This window comes from Labrys sp. HAY1-8F (genome assembly GCF_056754975.1).
This window is the reverse complement of record NZ_JBPGWZ010000002.1, coordinates 1,257,098-1,278,433: the sequence shown is the minus strand read 5'-3', so window position 1 is coordinate 1,278,433 and position 21,336 is coordinate 1,257,098. Positions and strand designations below refer to the sequence as shown.

Here is a 21,336-nt window from a genome sequence, read left to right as displayed (position 1 = left end):
GGAGGAGCCGTTCCTCGATAATTGAATCGAACGGATTGTCATCCCCGGCGGGGTCAAAGACCCCGGGAAGGGGATCCAGGGGCCAAGGGCTGTTCCCTTCGGCTCCTGGATCCCCTTCCCTTCGCCCTCTCTCGCTGCGCTCGCGAGCGGCTCAGCCGGGGATGACGAATGCATTTTTTCGACATTGCCTCAGGCTGCCGAACTATCTTCCAAAGCCAGGAAGCCGCCGGACTGGCGTCGCCACAGCCTGGCATAGAGGCCGTCGCGTTCGATCAGATCCTCATGCCGCCCCTGTTCGACGATGCGGCCGCCATCGAGCACGATCAGCCGGTCGAGTTCCGCGATCGTCGACAGACGATGGGCGATGGCCAGCACGGTCTTGTCATGCATCAGGCGGCGAAGCTGGCCCTGGATCGTTGCCTCTACCTCTGAATCGAGCGCGGAGGTCGCTTCGTCCAGTACCAGGATGGGCGCATCCTTGAGCAGCACGCGGGCGATGGTGATGCGCTGGCGCTGCCCGCCGGAGAGCTTCACGCCGCGCTCGCCCACGCGCGACTCATAGCCGGCGCGACCATCCTGGTCCCCGAGCGTGACGATGAAGTCATGTGCAGCGGCCTGCCTCGCCGCATCCTCGATGGCATCCTGGTTCGCTTCCATACGCCCATAGGCGATGTTGTCCTGGATGGAGCGATGCAGCAGCGAATTGTCCTGCGTCACCACGCCGATATGCCGGCGCAGGCTGTCCTGGGTGACGCCGGCAATGTCCTGCCCGTCGATCAGGATCCGACCCGATTGGATCGCATAGAGGCGCAGCAGCAGGTTGACGAGCGTCGACTTGCCAGCGCCGGACGGGCCGACGATGCCGACCTTCTCGCCGGCACGAATGGTGAGCGAAAGATCCGAGAACACCGGCAGCGTTCCGCCATAGCCGAAACGGACATGCTCGAAGACGATTTTGCCGCGAGGCACCGAGAGTGTGGCGGCATCCGGGGCGTCGACGAGGTCATGCGGCTTGGCGATGGTGAGCATGCTTTCCTGCACGGCGCCGATATTCTCGAAGACGTCGCGGATCAGATACATCAACCAGCCCGAAAGCTGGATCAGCCGAAGCACCAAGGTGAGGGCCGCCGCGCCGGCGCCGGCCGTCATGCTTGCCTGGCTCCACAGCACGAGGATCATGCCGGCGATGACCACCAGCAGCAGGCTGTTGAGCACCTGCAGGACGAAGCTGGCGCCAAGAATGAGTCGCATCAGGTCGAGGAAGCTCTCGTTCCAGCGCTTGAGTGCTTCCTTGACCGCCGAGCGTTCGAGATCGGAACGGGCGAACAGCTTGACGGTGAGGATGTTGGTGTAGGAATCGACGATGCGGCCTGTCGTGGTTGAGCGGCCGAGGGAATTGGCTTCCGAGCGCTTCAGAGCGCGTGGCACGAAAAAGGAGAGCAGCGTGGCATAGGCTGCCAGCCAGACGAGGACGGGCAGCACCAGCCAGGCATCGACCGAGCCGAAAAAACCGATGGTGACCCCGGCAAAGACCAAGGCATACCAGAGGTCGCCGATCACCGCGATGATGGCCGAGCGGATCGATTGTCCGGCCTGGATCACGCGCGCCGATAGGCGCCCGGCGAAATCGTTCTGGAAATAGGTGAGCGAGTGGCCGAGCGTGTAGATGTGGTTGCGCCAGCGGATCTGGTTGGTGAGTGGCGGTACCACGATCAGATTGGTGACGGCCTGGGTCACGAAAAACAGGACCGGCCGCAGGAACAGCACCACGAACAGGGCGCCGGCAAGCAATAGGCCATGATCCTGCAGCAGGGTCTGCGGCGATCCCTTGTTGAGCAGGTCCACGAACCAGCCGACCATCAGATAGATGCCGGCCTCCACGCCGCTGAAGGCCAGTTCGATCGCCATGATGGCGAGGAGCCAGCCCTTTACAGGCTTGAGGTGATGCCACATGAAACGCCACACCCCCGTGGGGGGCGTGTCATGCTCGTCGAAAGCGGCGAATACATCTATGCGGCTTTCGAAAAACCGGAATAAGCGCGCAAACATCGAAAATATGACCTTGAAACAATGTCGGAATCGCTTCGAAGCGACACCAAATCACCAGTTTCAGGTCAAATTACGAGTCGCGCCAGCCTTCTTGCTGTGGGGAGGGCCTCGTCATCCCGGACGCGATGCGGCGCGTAGTGCCGCTTCGCAGATCCGGGATCGCAAGAGGGTGGGGATGATTTATCCCCAAGGGGTCCCGTGTCTGCACCGCGACACTGCGTGTCGCAACGCGCACGGGACGACCAGCGCTTCCTGCCTCAGCCCACCAGGATGACCCGGAGGTCGTTGACGTTGGTAAAGGTCGGGCCGGGTGCGACGAGATCGCCGATGGCTTCGAAGAAGCCGGTCGAGTCGTTGTCGGCAAGATAGGCGGCCGGATCGATCCCGGCAGCGCGGGCTCGGGCGAGCGTGGTTTCGTCGATGATGGCGCCGGCCGGATCGGTGGCGAGACCACCGCCACCATCGGTGCCGTCCGTGTCGGCGGCGAGCGCGCTGATACCCGTTTCGCCGTCGAGGGCGAGGGCAAGGGCCAGGCTGAATTCCTGGTTCGGGCCACCGCGACCCTTGCCGGTGATGGTCACCGTCAACTCTCCACCGGAGATCAGGGCGGCTCGGCGGCCGGAGGCCTTCAGTGCGCGCGCCTGCCGGGCCTGGTCGGCGGCGACCTGCCGGGCCTCGCCCTCGACATTGGCGCCGAGCACGACCGGCTCGTAGCCATGCTGCTCGGCAAGGGCGGTCGCCGCCGCGATCATGTCGCCGGGGGTGACGACGATGCGAAACTCGCTGCGGGCGAACACGGCGTCGCCAGGCTTGGGTGTCTCGTTGCCGGCATCCTCGAAGAGGGCACGGGCGGCGCCGAGAGGCGTGTTGAAGCGTTCGGCAATGGCGAGGGCCTCGGCATTGCTGACGGGATCGGGCACGGTGGGGCCGGATCCGATCACGGCGGGATCGTCGCCCGGCACGTCCGAGACGGCAAGGGTGAGGAGACGAGCCGGGTAGGCGGCCTGGGCCAGGCGCCCACCCTTGATGCGCGACAGGCGTTTGCGCAGGGCGTTGATCTCGCCTATGGCGGCGCCGGAGCGCAGCAGATGGCGGGTGATGGCGCGCTTGTCGTCCAGGGTGAGGGCGCCGGCGGGTGCCACCCAGTTGGCGGAAGCGCCACCCGAGAGCAGGACCAGGACAAGGTCGTCCTCGCCCGCCTCGGCCGCCAAGGCGAGCGCACGCTCGGCGCCGTCGATGCTGCCCTGGTCCGGTACGGGGTGGCCGGCCTCGATCATCGGCAGGGTTTTGAGAGGGCGGCCATAGCCATGACGGGCCACCGCCACGCCGGTGATGCGGTCGGCTGGGATGCCGAGTGCGGTGTAATGGGCCTCGGCGATCTCAGCCATGCTGCCGGCTGCCTTGCCGGCAGCGAGCAGGATCAGACGTCCCGCGGTGGGCGGTGGCGGCAGGTGTTGTGGCAGGAAGGCTGCCGGATGGGACGCGGCGACCGCTCCCGTGAAAATGGCGTCGAGAGTCTGGCGGCGGGCATCGACACGGTCAGGCATTGCGGCTTCGGGCTCCCTCGCGGCAGGACGCGGATGAGAAAACGCGTCGTGCTCCATACTTGTTCTTGCGTCTACCTTCGCGATGTCTTGGCGGCGATGGCTTGCCATGTCCCTTAACCCATGGAGCCGCGGTGAAGCCAGCCCATTGCCGGTAAATTTAAAATCCGCCGGCGGTCAGGATCTCGGGCCGCCTCTTTCTCGAAAGCGACGCACGCGCATATGGGTGCCGCAGGCCTCTTCCGAGCACCATTGCCGGCGCCCGCCGCGCGAGGTGTCGAGGAACAGCCAGCCGCAATTGATGCCATGGCATTCCCGCACATCCCGGCGTCCGTTGCGGCTGGTGAGCAGGTCGGCTGCGGCGAAGGCGATGCGATGGAGAATCGCGTCGAGATCCTCGCCCTCGCGCCATCCCCATTCGAAAGAGCCGGCGACCAGACGCAATTCGCGCTGATGGTTGGCGCTCCGCAGCACGCCATTGAGGCGAGCGCCATCCTCCTCGCGTGCCGCTTCGCCCATGGTTTCGGCGAGGAAGAGATTTCTCAACGTCGTGCGCAGGGCTCGGACCCGCATCAACGCCGCGTCCGCCTCGGCCGGCTCAGTATCGGCATGGTGCCGCAGGTGGGCCGAAAGGGCCGAATCGATGAGGTCGACACGTTCGGCCCAGGTGAGGAGGTCGTCATAGGAGACGAGCAGGTCCGGCCCCCATCGATCGCGCCACGCGTCGACCGTGTTGACGAAGTCCAAGGCCGGATGTCCGCCGACGAGGCGGGCGGCGGCAATGGTCTTGTTCTGGCTCATCTTCGCACTTTCCAGCGCCCAGGCTCGAAACTCAAGGGTGCATTGTAACGATTATAATGATATATAACCGTTACAACAAGTCGACGGAGGTTTCACCATGCCCAGCCGCACCACACTGCTGTTCCTGGTTCTTTGTGTGATCTGGGGAACCACCTGGATCGGCATCAAGGCCGGCGTGGAGGCGGTGCCGCCTTTGCTGTTCGCTGGAACCCGCTTCATCGCTGCCGGCGTGCTTCTGCTGGGATTCGCGACTTGGCGTGAAGGATTGCCGCGACTGGCATGGCGGGACCTGCCCCGCCTCGCAGCCACCAGCCTGCTGATGATCACGCTGTGTTACGCGGCGCTGTTTTGGGGCGTGGCGCATGTCGATTCGGGCACGGCGGCCGTGCTCGAAATGTCGCTGACCCCGATCGCGCTGATGGCCTTTGCGCTCGGACTGCGGGAAGAAAGCTTCGACAGGCGGCGTTTCGGTGCCCTGGTTCTCGGAGTGGTGGGACTGGCCATCCTGTTCGGGCCGACTGCGCTTCGAAACTGGTCCGTTACGGCGGGCGATGGCGCGGGGTTGCGTCTCGCAGGGGCGGCGGCGGTATCATGGGCGGCCGTGGTCTATGGCTGGGGTTCGGTGGTCGCGCGTCCCTTGCTGCGGCTCTACTCCTCGACCTTCGTGGCCGCCAGCACCACTCTCTTCGGCGGCCTGCTGCTGCTGGGCTTGTCGCTCGCCGGCGAGCCGGGGGCAATTCCTGCCCTGGCGGGACAATGGGGCGCAGCGGCCTGGGCGGGATGGCTGTTTCTCGTGCTGTTTGGCTCGCTGATCGGCTACACCATCTACATGACGCTTCTCAGGGAAATCGGCGCCACGCGGGCCGGAACCTATGCCTTCGTCTCGCCCATCATCGCCGTGCTACTCGGCATGGTGTGCTTCGGCGAACAGATTCACCTGTTCGACATGCTCGGCATGGCGGTGATGCTGGCAGGGGCTGGCTTGGCCATGGCCGAACCCAAGCCGAAATCGCAGCTGAAACCCGCCACGAACTGAAGAGCCAGGGCGGACCTTTAGCTCGGACGTCTCGGATCGGAAAAGGTGTCAAAACAGGAAGTTGGAGCAAAGTGGCGTAAATCGCACTTTGCTCCAGTCAAGGGCTTCGTCGGAGTCCCTGAGAAAGGTCAGGTGCGCCAATGGTGGCGATAATGCCGGCGCTGGTGATGGCGATGCCGATAGCCTTCACCGCCATGCTGGCGCAGCCAGCGCGGCCCGCGATGCACGCCCGGCATGCCATACCACTTGCAGCGGGCAGTGCGGGACGGGGCGTTGCAGGTCCGGTCCCTGACGGTCTGCACGAGCGAGGGATTGTCCGGCTGAGACACAGGCATGGCTGAGGAAGGCCCGGCGAGGGCAAAGGTGGCGCCTAGGGCGATGGCGGCGGCAATAAGAAATCTCATGGGCCTCTCCTGTCGAAATGAAACGAAAAACACGCATTTGATCGAAACGCTCGATTGAACGCATGGGCAGGGAGAAAGTTCCGCATGGGATGACGATGTATATCGAAGCAGGCCCGCAAATTGATCCATTGCACCGACCCTTAAAACAGGGCGATGAATACAGCTACCGGGCGATGGACTTGCGGAGTTTGAATGGTGGGCGCGACAGGGATTGAACCTGTGACCCCTCCCGTGTGAAGGGAGTGCTCTCCCGCTGAGCTACGCGCCCCCGAAGGGAAGGCCTATTTGGATAAAGCCGGCTGCGCTGTCAAGCCGGTAATCGCATCGATCGCAGAAATCAGTTCATCGAAGTGAGAAATGACGCGTGTTGCCCCCAATTGGGTGGCAGGAATGTCGGTATAGCCGAAATCCACGCAGACCGAAGGCAGGCCGGCACGCAGCGCCGTATCGATGTCGGTCTTGCTATCGCCCACCATGATGGCGTGGGCGGGATCACCGCCGGCAGCTTCGATCGAGAGAGTGAGATGGCGCGGATCGGGCTTGAACCAGGCAAAGGCGTCGCGCCCGCAAATCGCGCTGAAATAGGGGGCCAGCTTCAAGGCTTCGATCAGGCGCACCGAATGTTCGGTGACCTTGTTGGTGCACACGCCGAGCACCCAGCCTCGCGCCTTGAGCGTTTGCAAGGCTTCTTCGACACCGTCGAAGGCCACCGTCTCATCGGCCAGATGCTCGCCGTAATAGTCGAGGAAGTCGCCATAGAGCACATCCATGCGGGCGGGTTCGATGGTCTGGCCGCATTCGGCAAAACCGCGTTCCAGCAGGGCACGGGCACCGGCGCCCAAGAGGCTATGCGCTTTTTCGACCGGCAGGGCGGGCAGCCCTTCGCGGGCCAGGATGAAGTTCAGCGTTCCCATCAGATCGCGGGCACTGTCCACCAATGTTCCGTCGAGATCGAAGATCGCTGTCCGCGGCTGCATCATGCTGTTCTTTCCGGCTTGGTCTGGAAAATGCCATGTCTGGGTGGCAAGCGGAGATTCGAAAATTCACGATTCGAGATAGGACCCTATCGTCGATATGAATGTAACCGGCTTCGATCACGCCTGACTAGGGCGTGTGACACGACGCCCCAGGCATTCGGGACGATGTGCTCCGCCGAGGAAACGATGAGCCAGTCATCATGAAGAGTTCGCTAGGCCTTGCTGCCCTTCTTCTCACCGCCGGTCCCGCGCTTGCCGCCGACTATGTCTTCGTCGCGGCGCCGCAAAAGGACCTCAACCGGATCTACCGGGTCGACCGACTGACCGGCGAGGTGGGAGCCTGCCAATATGGCGTCAAGGAGGACAACACCGGTGTCACCCTTTGTTTTCCGGCCGGTGAAGGGGCCGGCAAGCAGGAGCCCGGCGACTACACGCTGATCGCCTCCAGCCATGAGCGCGAGAGTTCGGTGTTCCGGGTTGAGCAGCGCACCGGCACGATGAGCGTGTGCTATGTCTGGAAGGATCAGGTCATCTGCACGCCGCCGGGTAAATAGGCAAAGGCTGCAATCGGCGCATGGCCGGCTCACTTGGTAGAAGGGGTGGGGCCGATTTTCCTTGTGTCTAGCCCCTTGCTTCTCAAACTTAACTGATGCAATCGGCAGCAAAGCCGTTATAACCGCCACCCGATAACCCGAACAGCACAAGGTTGCCATGAACCCTGACGACATGAAGCGCGAAGCAGCCCGAGCCGCGCTCGCCCATGTCGAAAGTGGCATGCGGCTGGGCCTGGGCCATGGCTCGACGGCCAAGCATTTCGTCGACCTGCTGGGCGAGAAGGTACGCGACGGGCTTGATGTCATTTGTGTGCCGGCATCCGAATTCACCCACGATCAGGCCAAGAGCCTCGGCATTCCCCTGACCACGCTCGACGAGACGCCCGAACTCGATCTGGCCGTCGATGGGGCTGACGAGATCGGTCCGGCTCTCGGGCTGATCAAGGGCGGTGGCGGCGCGTTGCTGCGCGAGAAGATCGTCGCCGCGGCGGCGGCTTCGATGCTGGTGATCGCCGACGAATCCAAGGTCGTCCCGATGCTCGGGCGCTTTCCGCTGCCGGTCGAGGTCATTCCCTTTGGTTTCGGCGCAACCCGGGCGGCAGTCGAGCATATTGCCGCAAAACTTGGACTTTCCGGTGAATTGCGCCTGCGTCAGCAGTCCGATGGCCTTGTTTTCGTCACGGATGGCGGGCACCACATTCTTGATTGCCACTTTCAACAGATCCCCGATCCCGTTGCCTTGGCGGCGGGCCTGTCCACCATTCCCGGTGTCGTCGAACACGGACTGTTTCTCGGATATGCCAAGGGCGCTTATGTCGCCGGCTCTTCGGGAGTCCGCTTCATCGGGCCAGCCTGATTTGTGATGGGAGTTCCATGATGCTTCGTCAACGCCATGTTTGTGGGCAGGTCCGCGTCTTGGCCGCCGCCATGGTCGCCGGACTGCTTGCAAGCGCTGCTGTGCTGCCGGCTTCGGCGCAAAATGCCACGCCGGCGCCTACGGCCGAGGTGCCCACGGGCAACACCGCCCAGCCCACGCCCGAGCAATTGGCGACGGCCGTGCAGTTCCTGAAGGCCTCCGGCCTCACCGTCGGTTTCGACGACATCATTCCGCAATATCTGCAGCAGGCGACCGCCATATATGCCGGCCAGCGTCCCGAGCTCAGCCAGATCATCAACGAGGCCGCGATCTCGCTGGTACCCGAATTTATGAAGAGGCGGGGCGAGCTCGATAACAGCCTCGCCAAGTTCTACACCACGCGTTTCAGCGAGGACGAGCTCAAGCAGCTGATCACTTTCTATGAGAGCCCGGTCGGCAAAAAGCTCGCTACCCAGCAGCAGGTCATTCTGCGCGACTCGATGCCCGTGGTGCAGGGCTGGACGCGCGATTTGCAGGACGGGGTGATGAAGCGGGTGCGCGAAGAGGTGGAGAAGAAGGGCGGCAAGCTCGGCCCGTCGCCGACCGACGCGCCCGGTGACGCGCCGGCCGCAGCCGATAAGCCCGCTGCACCGGCCCAATAAATCCGAATATCAGCATTGTCGGGAAGCGGGATTGATCACATCAGTCCCGCTTCTTACGTTCAGGCCTCCTTCGAATGCCCCTTAGGCCTTTACCAGCCGGCTGGGCACGAAGGGGGCGATTTGCCGGAATCGGCGAGAATCGCAAAGACGCTGTGGCCAATCCGCTGGTTTGGCTGGAAACGACGAGTTGGAGCAGGCGGTGTTCGGCGTGAACGCGCTTTGCTCCGGAAATCAGGCGGGTACCATGTCGCAATTCGACTTTGATCTGTTTGTGATCGGCGCCGGATCCGGCGGCGTGCGTGCGGCCCGTATCGCGGCCTCCCACGGTGCCAGGGTCGCTGTCGCCGAAGAGTTCAGGGTCGGCGGCACTTGCGTGATCCGCGGCTGCGTACCCAAGAAACTCTATGTGCTGGCGAGCCGCTTCGCCGACGAGTTCCGCGAGGCGGCCGGCTTTGGCTGGACGGTACCCCAGGCCGAATTTTCCTGGCCCAAGCTCGTCGCCGCCAAGGAAGCCGAGATCACCCGGCTGGAGCGCGCTTATTCGGCCAATCTGGAAAAATCCTCGGTCGCGACCTTCCCGAGCCGCGCCAAGATCACCGGGCCGCATACCATCCAGCTCGATGGCGGACGCAGCTTCACCGCCGGCCGGATCCTGATCGCGACTGGCGGAGCACCGGTCAAGCCGAACGTGCCGGGCGCGGATCTTGCCATCACCTCCAACGAAGTCTTCGACCTGCCGGCCCTGCCTGAGACGATGATCATCGTCGGTGGCGGCTACATCGCGGTCGAGTTCGCCTGCCTGCTGCAGCGTCTCGGCGTGAAGGTGACCCTGGTCTATCGCGGCGAGGCGATCCTGCGTGGCTTTGACGACGATATCCGCCGGGTACTGACGGAGGCGATGGGCGCAGCCGGCATCGAGGTCCTGATCCGCACCGATCTCAAACGTATCGAGGCGGACAAGGCTGGCGGGCGGCGGGTTGTTCTCACCAACGGCCAGACGCGTCATGTCGGCGAGATCATGGTGGCGACCGGGCGCAGGCCCAATACCGCGGGGCTCGGTCTCGAAACGGTGGGGGTCGAGGTCAATACCGCCGGCGCCATCGCGGTCGACGACCAGTCGCGCACCACAGCGCCGGGAATCTGGGCGGTGGGTGACGTCACCAACCGCATCAATCTTACCCCCGTCGCCATTCGCGAAGGCCATGCCTTTGCCGATAGCGTCTTCGGCCATAAGCCCTGGCTCGCGGACCATCGCCTCGTGCCGACGGCCGTGTTCTCGACCCCGGAAATCGGTACTGTCGGGTTGAGCGAGGATGAGGCGCGTGCCAAATGCGGAGGCGGTGTCACCATCTTCCAGACCTCGTTCCGCTCCATGAAGGCCACCCTGTCGGGCAGCGGCGATCGCGTCTTCATGAAACTGGTGGTCGATAAGGTGACCGACAAAATTCTCGGCGTGCATATCGTGGGCGAGGGGGCTGCCGAAATGGCCCAACTGCTGGCGATCAGTGTCAAGATGGGCGCGACAAAGGCTGATTTCGATGCCACCATGCCGCTGCATCCGAGCGCGGCCGAGGAATTGGTGACGCTGCGCACCCCTGTCCGCTAAGCTGGTCTTTACCAGAGCAAAGCGCATTTTGGCGAAAACGCACTTTTGCTCTGGTTCTTTGTTTCGACGCGTCTTTGCGATTCGTGGCAACTCCGTTAAATCGCGTAAATCGCGAGAACGCTTTGCCCGGTTGCAGGTTGCCGGCCCTGCTCTGTGGCGGGACCTGACCCAAGGCCAGTCGCATACGGGCGGTAGGGCAGGCGGTTCGGGGAGGGCATGATGCGGGCTCCTTTGGCAATGTTCGGCGTGGTGACGGCCAGCATGATTCTGCTGGCAAACGCGGCTTCGGCACTCAATCTCACCCCGCCCCATGGGCGGCATGTTTCTCCCTTGCGCGTTGTGCCCGCCCAACCCCAGTCGGAAGAGGCCATCACCGATTGCGATCGCCTGGCCACCAGTCCCGAAGACAGCCAGAAACTGGTGGATGGCGTCGCCATGGAGACGCTCGACGGCACATTGGCCCTGGCACGTTGCCAGGAGGCCGTCAGCCGCTATCCTGCTGTTGCGCGCTTTCAGTTCCAGCTCGGCCGGGCCCAGGAAAAGCTCGGCAACGACCTGGCTGCTCTCGATGCCTATCGCAAGGCGGCCGATCTCGGCAGCCTGATCGCCGCCTTCTCGGCGGGCGTGCGCGAGCGCGATGGCGTCGGCACTCCGAGCAATGACGCCGAGGCAAACCGCCTGTTCAAGCTGTGCGCCGACAAGGGCGATGCCGATTGCCTCAACTCCCTGGCCTATCAATATCAGGTCGGGCGCGGCGTGAAGGTGGATCCGGTTGAAGCCCTGGCACTTTACAAGAAAGCGGCGGAGGCGGGGCTGGCCACCGCCAATGTCAATCTGGGCTTTCTCTATCGGGACGGCGAGGGCGTCACGCAGGATTTCGCCGAGGCGGCCCGGCAGTTCCAGGCGGCGGCCGACAAGGGCGACCCGGCTGGCGCACGCAATCTCGCTTTGGCTTATCAGAGCGGGCAGGGCGTGCCGAAGGACGGCGCCAGGGCGGTGGCGCTGTTCCAGGCAGCTGCCGACCAGGGTGACGACGATGCCCTGGTGAAGATCGCCTATGCCTATCTCAGCGGCGACGGCGTACCCAAGGATGACGCCAAGTCGGTAACCTATTACCGGCTCGCCGCCGATCGCGGCAATACAGACGGCATGGCGGGCCTTGCCTTTGCCTATGCCAATGGCACGGGCATTCCGGCCGACGGCAAGGCGGCGGCGCTGTGGCTGATGCGGGCGCTCGCTGCCGGCAACGAATACAGCTTCAACCAGCTCACCGATCATTGGGGCGCCTGGAATCTGGATACCCGCATGGAGGTACAGTCGATCCTGGTCGATCGCGGCCTCTACAGCGGCACGACCAGAGGCACGCTCAATCGGGAGACCTTGAAAGCACTCAAGATCCTGGCGGGGCGGGAGAGTTGAGGGTAGGGCTTCCCGAGAAAAGCCGATCTCGACGCGGCTTGGTATCGGACACGCCCTGCGATTTGTCGGAAACTGTCGAAATTTGCTCGAAGATTTCGTAAATGGAACTGAAAACCGCGGCTTTACGCTGGTTTTCTATTTGCCGGGCGCGTATAGAACCGGCCTTCGCCGGAAAACGCCGGCCTCGTGAAAGTATCGTAGTCGTGCAGGGCGGCTATAGCCGGTTCGCCCTGAGAACAGGAAGTATACTCATGTCCGAGCGTTGGACACCGCAGAGCTGGCGTTCCAGGCCGATTCAGCAGTCGCCCGCCTATCCCGACGAAAAGGCTCTCAACGACGTCGAGGCCACGCTCGCCACCTTCCCGCCGCTCGTCTTTGCCGGCGAGGCCCGCAAGCTCAAGCGCCAGCTCGCCAAGGTTGCGGCCGGCGAGGCCTTCCTGCTCCAGGGGGGCGACTGTGCCGAGAGTTTCGCCGAGCACGGCGCCGACAACATCCGCGACTTCTTCCGCGTCTTCCTGCAGATGGCGGTGGTGCTCACCTTTGCCGGCTCCTCGCCTGTGGTGAAGGTCGGCCGCATCGCCGGCCAGTTCGCCAAGCCGCGCTCGGCGCCCACCGAAAAGGTCGGCGAGATCGAGCTGCCCGTTTATCGCGGCGACATCGTCAACGGCACCGAATTCACGGCCGAGGCCCGCATTCCAGATCCGCGCCGCCAGCTCGAAGCCTATCGCCAGTCGGCGGCGACGCTGAACCTGCTGCGTGCCTTCGCCACCGGCGGCTATGCCAATCTCGCCCATGTGCATCAATGGATGCTCGGCTTCGTCAAGGACTCGCCGCAGAGCTCGAAATATCAGGCGCTGGCCGAGCGCATCACCGAGACGCTCGACTTCATGCGCGCCTGCGGCATCGATCCGGAGCTTCATCCGGAGATGCGCATCACCGATTTCTATACCAGCCACGAGGCCTTGCTGCTCGGCTATGAGCAGGCGATGACGCGCATCGATTCCACCTCGGGTGATCCCTACGCGACTTCGGGCCACTTCGTCTGGATCGGCGATCGCACGCGCCAGCTCGACCACGCGCACATCGAGTTCTTCCGCGGGGTCAAGAATCCGATCGGCCTGAAATGCGGCCCTTCGCTCAAGCCCGACGAACTGATCAAGCTGATCGACATCCTCAACCCCGAAAACGAGCCGGGCCGCCTGACCTTGATCGCGCGCTTCGGTCACGACAAGGTCGAGCAGCATCTGCCGGAGCTCATCCGCGCCGTGAAGCGCGAGGGCCGTTCGGTGGTGTGGTCCTGCGACCCCATGCATGGCAACACGGTGAAGGCGATGAACGGCTACAAGACCCGGCCATTCGACCAGATCACCGGCGAGATCAAGAGCTTCTTTGCCGTGCACCAGGCCGAGGGCACCTATGCCGGCGGCCTGCATCTTGAGATGACCGGCAAGAACGTCACCGAATGCACCGGCGGCGCCCGCGCCGTGAGCGAGGCCGATCTCGCCGACCGCTACCACACCCATTGCGATCCGCGCCTCAATGCCGAACAGGCCATCGAGGTTGCCTTCATGGTGGCGGATCTCGTCAAAAAGGAACGCTCAGGCCAGGTGAAGCCGAGCATCATCGCGGCCGAGTAAGGCGAGTTCGTCGAGCCTCTTCCCAGGCAGACATGTTTGCCTGGGATCGCAGAAAAGCGGCATCTTCAACGAGCGATGATTCCGCGGATTTTCCTTCGACGCTGCATGTCGATGCGATCGATGCATCACAGGCGCGAGCCATGGTTGCCGTTTCCGAAGGCAACCATGGATCGCCATGCTCTCCCGACGCCATTTCCTGCTCAAGGCGGGTCTCGCAACGCCGTTCCTCTTCGGCGGCTACGCTTTTGCCGTCGAGCCTCAACGCCTGGTGGTTACCCGCTATCGGGTCGTGCCGGAGGGCTGGCCTGCCGGATCGATGCTCAGGATCGCCGTGCTGGCGGATATTCACGCCATCAATCCGTGGATGAGTTCCTCTCATATCGAGCGCATTGCGCGGGCGACCAACGCACTCGATCCGGACATCGTGCTGCTGGCCGGTGACTACGAGGCCAGCATGCCGCTCTTTGGCATCGGCTCCTATGTCTCTATGGAGGACTGCGCCAAGGCGCTCTCGCTGCTTCGAGCGCCTTTGGGCGTGCATGCCGTGCTCGGCAATCATGATCTGGGGCGGAGGGGCAAATGGGGAGAGAATGTCCGACGCGCCTTTGCCGCTCACGCCATTCCCGTCATGGAGAATGATGTCCTGCGCCTGACGAAAGATGGCCAACCCTTCTGGCTGTTGGGCCTGGGCGATCAATGGGGCGGGCGAGGAGGGGCGGGGCTCGACGACCTGCCGGGCACACTCGCCAAGGTTGCCGATGATGCTCCCGCAATCCTGCTGGCGCATGAACCCGATATCTTCGCGGCTCTGCCAAAGGTTGACCCAGATCGCCGGATCGCCCTCACGCTGTGTGGGCATACGCATGGCGGACAGGTCCGCATACCCTTCTATGGTCCGCGAGGCGTGCCCTCCCGCTTCGGCAAGCGCTTTGCCTACGGCCATATCGTCGAGGACGATCGTCATCTCGTCGTCTCCGGTGGCTTAGGCATGACGGGCCTGCCGGTTCGCTTCGGCGTGCCGCCGGAGATCGTGATGATCACGCTGGGAGGAGCCGGCTCAACAGCAGCCTAGGCCGACTCTTTGTGTCCGCTCACCGCGAATGCGCCTTCTTTCCATCGCTTCTGCATATCGCTGCTGCTGCAGCGCCACAAAGAGGCGTCAGTATGTGGCCGCTCGTTGAAATACCCCACGGTTCCGCATGCTCACCAGACGTAATTTCCTCCTCAAGGCCGGCCTCGCTACGCCTCTTTTGTTCGGCGGCTATGCCTTCGGCGTCGAACCGCGGCGACTATTGGCGACGCAGTACCAGCCCGCGCCGCGCCAATGGAGGGGCGGCCCGACGCTGCGCATTGCCGTGCTCGCCGACATCCACGCCATCAATCCCTGGATGACGCCCACCCATATCGAGCAGATCGCGTTGACGACCAACGCCCTGAAGCCCGACATCGTGCTGCTGGCAGGCGACTATGAGGCCGGCATGGGGCGCTTCGGTGTCGGTTCCTTCGTGCCGATGTCGGAGTGCGCCAGGGCGCTTTCCGTCCTTCGCGCGCCGCTCGGCGTGCATGCCGTGCTCGGCAATCACGATATCGGCTGGCATGACGGCGACAATGTCCGCCGTGCCTTCAAGGCCCATGGCATCCAGGTGATGGAGAATGCGGCGTTGCGCCTCACCAAGGATGGGCGGCCGTTCTGGCTGCTCGGCCTGGGTGACGGCAATTACGGCCTGGATGATCTGCCGGGCACTCTCGCCAAAATCGGCGACGACGCACCGGCGATCCTGCTGGCGCATGAACCGGATATCTTCGTCGATGTGCCCGATCGTATCGCGCTGACGGTTTGCGGCCATACCCATGGCGGACAGGTGGTCCTGCCCGGTGTCGGGGTGCTTCATGTTCCCTCGCGCTTCGGCAAGCGATTTGCCTATGGTCATGTCATCGAGGAGGATCGCCACCTCATCGTCTCGGGGGGGCTCGGCATGACCGGCCTGCCGGTACGCTTCGGCGTGCCGCCCGAGATCGTGCTGATCACGCTAAAGCGTTTTGCGATTTGACGTTATCGGCAAGAATCGCAAAGACGCGTCGAAACAAAGAGCTAGAGCAAACAGGCGTTCGTGCGCGAACGCGCTTTGCGCTAGGGGCAGGGGCGGCGCCGGCAGTCTAATCTGTTTGCGCTCCCCGCAAAGTTGTGAAACACAACGAACTCGTCAGACAATTGGCACGGGTTCGGATTTGCAATGACTTACGACACCATCATCGTCGGCGGCGGCTCGTCGGGCTGCGTCACCGCCATGCGGCTCGTGCGCGATCTCGGCCAGCGCGTCTTGATGCTGGAAGCCGGCCCCGCGAGCATGAACCCGATCATGCATATGCCCGCCGGCTATATGAAATATCTTGCCAAGGACACCTATCTCACCATGCACAGGATGGAGCGCCAGCCCCAGCTCGATGGGCGCGCCACCATCGTGCCGCAGGGGCGGGTGCTCGGCGGCGGTTCCTCTGTCAACGCCATGGTCTATATGCGCGGCCAGCCTGGTGATTACGACAATTGGGCGGAGAACTATGGGGCGGAGGGCTGGCGCTATGCCGATCTCCTCCCGCATTTCATCGCGATGGAGGGCAACGCCGACCTCGCCACGCCGGTGCACGGCACCACCGGTCCGCTCAAGGTCACCAGGCCGCTCTATACCTGCGAGATGACGAAGGCGTTCCTCGAAGCGCTGCCGTCATTGGGCGAACCGTTCAATCCCGACTTCAATTCCGGGCGCCAGCGCGGGGTGGGCCTCATGCAGGGCACCATGGATCCGGTGCGCAAGCGCCGCTGCTCGGCTGTGGACGCCTTTCTGCCGCTGGTGCGCGACGATGAACGCCTCACCATCGCCACGGAGGCGATCGTGACGCGCCTCGTTATCGAGGGTAACCGCTGCGCCGGCGTGGACTATATCGAGGGGGGGCAAACCCGCAGGGCGTCCGCCGCCACGGTAATTCTCGCCGCCGGGACCTACGTCACCCCCAAGCTCCTGATGCTGTCGGGCATCGGCCCGGCCGATCAGCTCCTGCGCCATGGCATCAAGCCGAAGGCGGACCTGCCGGGCGTGGGCGAGAATCTGCAGGATCACTGCGAGGTGCCGGTGATCGCCGCCTCCAACGGCCGCTATGGCTATTTCGGTCAGGACAAGGGCTGGAACATGATCCGCAATGGCCTGGACTATCTCTTGCGCAAGCAGGGGCCGGTGACGACCACCGGGGTGGAGGCCTGCGTCTTCACCAATCCTGACGATGCCGAGGCTGACGCCTCCCTGAAGATCTATTGTGTGCCGACCGTCTATCTCGACCGCGACGTCACCGATGTCGCCGCCTGTGACGGCGTCACCTTCACCACCTGCCTGCTCAGGCCGAAATCGCGGGGAACGGTGAAGCTGCGCTCGGCGGATCCGCTCGAGCCACCGGTCGTCGACGGGGGCTTCCTGAAACATTCGGAGGATATCCGCCTGATGATAGCGGGCCTGCGTTTTGCCCGCTCCTTCCTCACGGCCTCGCCGATCAAGGAGAAGATCTCCCACGAAATGCTGCCTGGAGCCGATAAGGTCTCCGACGCCGATCTGCACGCCCATTGCAAGCGCATGGTCAAGACCAATTATCATCCGGTTGGTACAGCGCGCATGGGTCGGGACGATGATCCGATGGCGGTCCTCGATTCCCAGTTGCGCGTGCGTGGCATCGAAGGCCTGCGCGTGTTCGATTGCTCGGTCATGCCAGAGATCGTCAGCGGCAATACCAATGCCCCGGTGATGGCCATCGCCCATCGTGCGGTGGAGTGGCTGCAGGCAGGCTGAGGCATTCCGCGAGAAGCGCCTATCGCCTATGTCACATAACTGAAATATTCCTGCACTACGGGCTTCATCATAGTCTGGGCTTATGCGTCCGGACGACGATCCAGCACCATGGACCAGCCCCCTCGCGCAAGGAGTATTCGCATGATCACGCCAGCGGATAGCAGAGCCAACCTCGAACGTATCCAGCAGGAGATCGCTGACGGCTATGACGAGGAACTGGAACTGGAGCTGGAGGAGGCGCGCCTGGATCGTATCCTGACAGGCGTGCCCGACGCAGAGGGCGGCGATACGCTCGATCGCAGGCTTTATTTCCGCGAGCTTTTTCGCATGCAGCACGAACTGGTGCGGCTGCAGGATTGGATTCAGCACCACAAATTGCGAGTGGTGGTGATCTTCGAAGGGCGCGATTCAGCCGGCAAGGGCGGCGTGATCAAGCGCATCACCCAACGCCTCAATCCACGCATCTGCCGCGTCGCGGCCTTGCCGGCGCCAAACGAGCGCGAGCGTACGCAATGGTATTTCCAACGTTACGCAGCCCATCTGCCGGCCGGCGGCGAAATGGTGCTGTTCGACCGCAGCTGGTACAACCGGGCCGGCGTCGAGCATGTCATGGGCTTTTGCACCGATGCCGAATATGAGGAATTCTTCCGCTCGGTGCCTGAATTCGAGCGCATGTTGGTGCGCTCGGGCATCCTCGTGCTGAAATACTGGTTCTCGATCACCGACGAGGAGCAGGAGTTCCGCTTCAATATGCGCATCCAGGATCCGCTCAAGCAGTGGAAGCTGAGCCCGATGGATGTCGAATCCCGCCGGCGTTGGGAAGACTATACCCGGGCCAAGGAAGTGATGTTGGAGCGCACCCATATTCCGGAGGCACCTTGGTGGGTGGTCGAGGCTGTTGACAAGAAGCGCGCTCGCCTGAACTGCATCAGTCATCTGCTGACCCAGATTCCCTATGGCGAGGTGGAGCGTCCGCCTGTGAATCTGCCGGAGCGCGAGCGGCATGAGGACTATGTGCGCCATCCCGTGCCGTTGGAAATGTATGTGCCGAAAGCCTTCTGAAGCGTCTTGCCCTGAATTCCGGCGATAATTGCAGGACATCGCCTGCCATCATGGCGCCTCGCTTCGCAGCCAGCCGAAGCGGGGCGCCATCCGCTTTTGGCATGATCTCATCATTTGAAGCGCGGCCGGTTTTGGCTTAGGCCTGTGAACCCGAACAGGTGCAAGGAGCCGTCCGATGTCGCTCGTCGATCATGTCAAATCCACCCTGGCTGATATTGCCAAGGATGGCTTGTGGAAGAGCGAGCGCGAGATCGCCGGCCCGCAGCGCGCCCGCATCGAGGTGGCTAATGAAGCCGGGCGTCGGCCGATGCTCAATCTATGCGCCAACAATTATCTGGGTCTGGCCGACAACCCCGAGATCATCGCCACCGCCAAGCAGGCAATGGACGGCCATGGCTTCGGGATGGCCTCGGTGCGCTTCATCTGCGGCACGCAGACCCTGCATCGCGAGCTGGAGCGCGCCATCGCCCGCTATCTCAACAAGGATGATGCAATTCTCTTCGCCGCCTGCTTCGATGCCAATGGCGGGGTCTTCGAGCCGCTGCTCGGCGCCGAAGACGCCATCGTCTCCGACAGCCTGAACCATGCCTCGATCATCGATGGCGTGCGCCTGTGCAAAGCCAAGCGCTATCGCTTCGCCAATGGCGACATGAACGATCTCGAGGTGCAGCTGCAGGCGGCTCGGGCGGACAATGCCCGCCACATCGTTATCGCCACCGACGGCGTCTTCTCGATGGACGGCTATCTGGCCGACCTGAAGACCCTGACCGATCTTGCCGGGCGCTACGGGGCGAATGTGATGGTGGATGATTGCCATGCCACCGGCTTCATCGGTCCCGAGGGCCGCGGCACGCCCGCCCGAGCCGGAGTGGAGGACAAGGTCGACATCCTCACAGGCACGCTGGGCAAGGCGCTTGGCGGGGCCATGGGTGGCTATGTCGCCGCGAGCCAGCCGATCATCGATCTTTTGCGCCAGCGGGCACGGCCCTATCTGTTCTCCAATTCGCTGGCCCCGCCGGTCGCGGCCGGTTCGATGAAGGCGATCGAACTGGCGCAAGCAGGCGATGATCTGCGCGAAAGGCTGTTCGCCAACACCAGGCGCTTCCGGGCCGGGCTGGAGAAGGCCGGCTTCGAGCTCTTGCAGGGCGAGACGCCGATCATCCCGGTGATGCTGCATGATGCCCGCCGCGCCCAGGACATGGCCCGGGCGCTCGACGAGCGCGGCGTCTATGTCGCCGGTTTCTTCTTCCCGGTGGTGCCAAAGGGCAGGGCACGCATCCGCACCCAGATGTCGGCCGGGCTGACGGTGGCCGATATCGATTTTGCCGTCGACGCCTTCACCGATGCCGGCAAGGCTTTGGGCGTGATCTGATGATACAACAGCAGATTGTGGCCACCTGGAATATCGAGGTCATCGATGAAGTTCATCTCCAGTCGGGCCTTGGAGCGCAATCTTGCGAGGGCCAAACGAGCCGCGCGGCGTGAGCCTTTGATTATCACTCATCGCGGTCGGCCTGCCTTTGTACTGACCGGCTACGATCGCCATCGCGGCCGAAATCCGATCCGTCCCACCATGTTCGACCTGTTGCATGACGAGTCGACCCCTGATTTCGATCTCTCACGCATTCGCGACGGCAGTCCTGATCAGAATATCGTGGACCTGCTTCGACAAGATGAGCCTGGAGCCGATTTCGATTTTAACCCGCCGCGTTTTCCGTTCTCAACTCCTGGCAAGCCTGAAGGCCTCCCAAGAAAGCCCTGACAGATGAAAGCCCTCGTCAAATCCAAACCCGAACCTGGCCTGTGGTTCTCGGACAATGAGCCGACGCCCGAACTCGGACCCAACGATGTCCTGGTGAAGGTGAAGAAGACCGGCATCTGCGGTACCGACATCCATATTTACAAATGGGATGCCTGGGCGCAGAAGACGGTGCCGGTGCCGATGATCGTCGGCCATGAATATGCGGGCGAGATCGTCGAGATCGGCTCGGCCGTGCACAGCCTCAAGGTCGGCGAGCGGGTGTCGGGCGAAGGCCATGTCATCGGCATGAAGAGCAGGGCGACGCGGGCAGGGCGCTTTCATCTCGATCCCGACACGCGGGGCATCGGCGTCAACATGCCCGGCGCCTTCGCCGAATATGTCAAGGTGCCAGCCTTCAACATCGTGCCGCTGCCCGAGGAAGTCGACGACGAACTCGGGGCTATTCTCGATCCGCTCGGCAATGCCGTGCATACCGCGCTTTCCTTCGATCTCGTCGGCGAGGACGTGCTGATCACCGGCGCCGGGCCGATCGGCATCATGGCGGGGGCCGTGGCCCGCCATGCCGGCGCGCGCCATGTGGTGATCACCGACATCAACCCCATCCGCCTCGACCTTGCCGCCAAGGTGGCCGACATCGTGCCGGTTAATGTCGCCAAGGAAGATCTGCGCGACGTGATGACCCGCCTGAGGATGAAGGAAGGCTTCGATGTCGGCCTGGAGATGAGTGGCGCGCCGGCAGCCTTCCAGCAGATGCTGGATGTCATGTTGATGGGCTCCAAGATCGCCATGCTGGGCATCCCCGCCACGCCCTTCGCCGTCGACTGGAACAAGATCGTCTTCAAGATGCTGACCATTAAGGGCATCTATGGCCGCGAAATGTTCGAGACCTGGCACAAGATGCTGGCCATGTTGCAGAGCGGGCTCAATATCCGTCCCGTGATCACCCATCGCCTGGCCGTCGCCGATTATCTCGAGGGCTTCGAGACGATGGCGCGCGGCGAATGCGGGAAGATCGTGCTCGACTGGGGAGCGTGATAGGCACCGAGCCGGCCGCTTGAGTGCCAGCGCTAACGATCCATGAGGTCCGTCCATCATGGATCGTTGACACGTCCGGGCGCTAATTTATCATTCATC

The 21,336-nt window shown here is 63.2% G+C and carries 19 protein-coding genes and 1 tRNA gene; 14 read left to right on the top strand and 6 right to left on the bottom strand.

Going from position 1 to position 21,336, the window contains the following annotated elements; all coding sequences use genetic code 11:
* Window positions 1-189: 189 nt before the first annotated feature.
* From ACR9ZN_RS14960 to ACR9ZN_RS14950, 3 genes are all read right to left on the bottom strand, one after another.
* Complete coding sequence (locus ACR9ZN_RS14960) at window positions 190-2,049, bottom strand: ABC transporter ATP-binding protein (protein WP_481272555.1); 1,860 nt, start codon at window positions 2,047-2,049, stop codon at window positions 190-192.
* A gap of 257 nt (window positions 2,050-2,306) precedes the next feature.
* Entirely contained in the window at window positions 2,307-3,596 is a 1,290-nt protein-coding gene (locus ACR9ZN_RS14955) for a glycerate kinase type-2 family protein (RefSeq protein WP_481272554.1), read from the bottom strand.
* Window positions 3,597-3,770: 174 nt separating this feature from the next.
* Window positions 3,771-4,394 (bottom strand): CGNR zinc finger domain-containing protein, encoded by a 624-nt coding sequence (locus ACR9ZN_RS14950; RefSeq protein ID WP_481272553.1) that lies wholly within the window; start codon window positions 4,392-4,394, stop codon window positions 3,771-3,773.
* A gap of 97 nt (window positions 4,395-4,491) precedes the next feature.
* Here ACR9ZN_RS14950 and ACR9ZN_RS14945 point away from each other — a divergent pair, with 97 nt between their 5' ends.
* The gene (locus ACR9ZN_RS14945; protein WP_481272552.1) at window positions 4,492-5,430 is read left to right on the top strand and encodes a DMT family transporter; all 939 of its coding nucleotides are present in this window, start codon (window positions 4,492-4,494) and stop codon (window positions 5,428-5,430) included.
* A 128-nt stretch (window positions 5,431-5,558) separates the two neighbouring features.
* On the opposite strand, the gene ACR9ZN_RS14940 is transcribed toward ACR9ZN_RS14945, so the two are convergent.
* The 3 genes from ACR9ZN_RS14940 to ACR9ZN_RS14930 all read right to left on the bottom strand — a co-directional run bounded on the left by ACR9ZN_RS14940 (window position 5,559) and on the right by ACR9ZN_RS14930 (window position 6,814).
* Window positions 5,559-5,834 (bottom strand): hypothetical protein, encoded by a 276-nt coding sequence (locus tag ACR9ZN_RS14940; protein ID WP_481272551.1) that lies wholly within the window; start codon window positions 5,832-5,834, stop codon window positions 5,559-5,561.
* Window positions 5,835-6,027: 193 nt separating this feature from the next.
* Window positions 6,028-6,102, bottom strand: a tRNA-Val gene (locus tag ACR9ZN_RS14935).
* Window positions 6,103-6,115: 13 nt separating this feature from the next.
* Window positions 6,116-6,814, bottom strand: a complete 699-nt coding sequence (locus ACR9ZN_RS14930; RefSeq protein WP_434957181.1) for an HAD family hydrolase — start codon at window positions 6,812-6,814, stop codon at window positions 6,116-6,118.
* A 197-nt stretch (window positions 6,815-7,011) separates the two neighbouring features.
* Here ACR9ZN_RS14930 and ACR9ZN_RS14925 point away from each other — a divergent pair, with 197 nt between their 5' ends.
* The 13 genes from ACR9ZN_RS14925 to tdh all read left to right on the top strand — a co-directional run bounded on the left by ACR9ZN_RS14925 (window position 7,012) and on the right by tdh (window position 21,237).
* On the top strand, window positions 7,012-7,365 hold the full coding sequence (locus ACR9ZN_RS14925; RefSeq protein WP_434957180.1) for a hypothetical protein: 354 nt from the start codon (window positions 7,012-7,014) through the stop codon (window positions 7,363-7,365).
* Window positions 7,366-7,522: 157 nt separating this feature from the next.
* Window positions 7,523-8,221: a ribose-5-phosphate isomerase RpiA gene (rpiA, locus tag ACR9ZN_RS14920; protein WP_454814680.1), complete on the top strand. Its 699-nt coding sequence runs from the start codon at window positions 7,523-7,525 to the stop codon at window positions 8,219-8,221.
* Window positions 8,222-8,238: 17 nt separating this feature from the next.
* The gene (locus ACR9ZN_RS14915) at window positions 8,239-8,883 is read left to right on the top strand and encodes a DUF2059 domain-containing protein (protein WP_434957178.1); all 645 of its coding nucleotides are present in this window, start codon (window positions 8,239-8,241) and stop codon (window positions 8,881-8,883) included.
* Window positions 8,884-9,127: 244 nt separating this feature from the next.
* Window positions 9,128-10,489, top strand: a complete 1,362-nt coding sequence (gor, locus tag ACR9ZN_RS14910) for a glutathione-disulfide reductase (RefSeq protein WP_481272550.1) — start codon at window positions 9,128-9,130, stop codon at window positions 10,487-10,489.
* A gap of 216 nt (window positions 10,490-10,705) precedes the next feature.
* A complete protein-coding gene (locus ACR9ZN_RS14905) occupies window positions 10,706-11,908 on the top strand; it encodes a tetratricopeptide repeat protein (protein ID WP_481272549.1) in 1,203 nt (400 codons plus the stop codon).
* 251 nt (window positions 11,909-12,159) lie between these two features.
* Window positions 12,160-13,545, top strand: coding sequence for a class II 3-deoxy-7-phosphoheptulonate synthase (locus tag ACR9ZN_RS14900; RefSeq protein ID WP_434957175.1), 1,386 nt, complete (start codon window positions 12,160-12,162; stop codon window positions 13,543-13,545).
* A 175-nt stretch (window positions 13,546-13,720) separates the two neighbouring features.
* Window positions 13,721-14,617: a metallophosphoesterase gene (locus tag ACR9ZN_RS14895; RefSeq protein WP_481272548.1), complete on the top strand. Its 897-nt coding sequence runs from the start codon at window positions 13,721-13,723 to the stop codon at window positions 14,615-14,617.
* Between the two features lie 127 nt (window positions 14,618-14,744).
* A complete protein-coding gene (locus ACR9ZN_RS14890; RefSeq protein WP_481272547.1) occupies window positions 14,745-15,596 on the top strand; it encodes a metallophosphoesterase in 852 nt (283 codons plus the stop codon).
* 183 nt (window positions 15,597-15,779) lie between these two features.
* A complete protein-coding gene (locus ACR9ZN_RS14885; RefSeq protein ID WP_481272546.1) occupies window positions 15,780-17,378 on the top strand; it encodes a GMC family oxidoreductase in 1,599 nt (532 codons plus the stop codon).
* 141 nt (window positions 17,379-17,519) lie between these two features.
* Complete coding sequence (gene ppk2, locus ACR9ZN_RS14880) at window positions 17,520-18,440, top strand: polyphosphate kinase 2 (protein WP_434957171.1); 921 nt, start codon at window positions 17,520-17,522, stop codon at window positions 18,438-18,440.
* 175 nt (window positions 18,441-18,615) lie between these two features.
* Window positions 18,616-19,812, top strand: coding sequence for a glycine C-acetyltransferase (locus tag ACR9ZN_RS14875; protein ID WP_481272544.1), 1,197 nt, complete (start codon window positions 18,616-18,618; stop codon window positions 19,810-19,812).
* A 45-nt stretch (window positions 19,813-19,857) separates the two neighbouring features.
* Window positions 19,858-20,202 (top strand): type II toxin-antitoxin system prevent-host-death family antitoxin, encoded by a 345-nt coding sequence (locus ACR9ZN_RS14870; RefSeq protein ID WP_481272543.1) that lies wholly within the window; start codon window positions 19,858-19,860, stop codon window positions 20,200-20,202.
* A gap of 3 nt (window positions 20,203-20,205) precedes the next feature.
* Window positions 20,206-21,237: an L-threonine 3-dehydrogenase gene (gene tdh, locus ACR9ZN_RS14865; protein ID WP_434957168.1), complete on the top strand. Its 1,032-nt coding sequence runs from the start codon at window positions 20,206-20,208 to the stop codon at window positions 21,235-21,237.
* Window positions 21,238-21,336 lie beyond the last annotated feature (99 nt).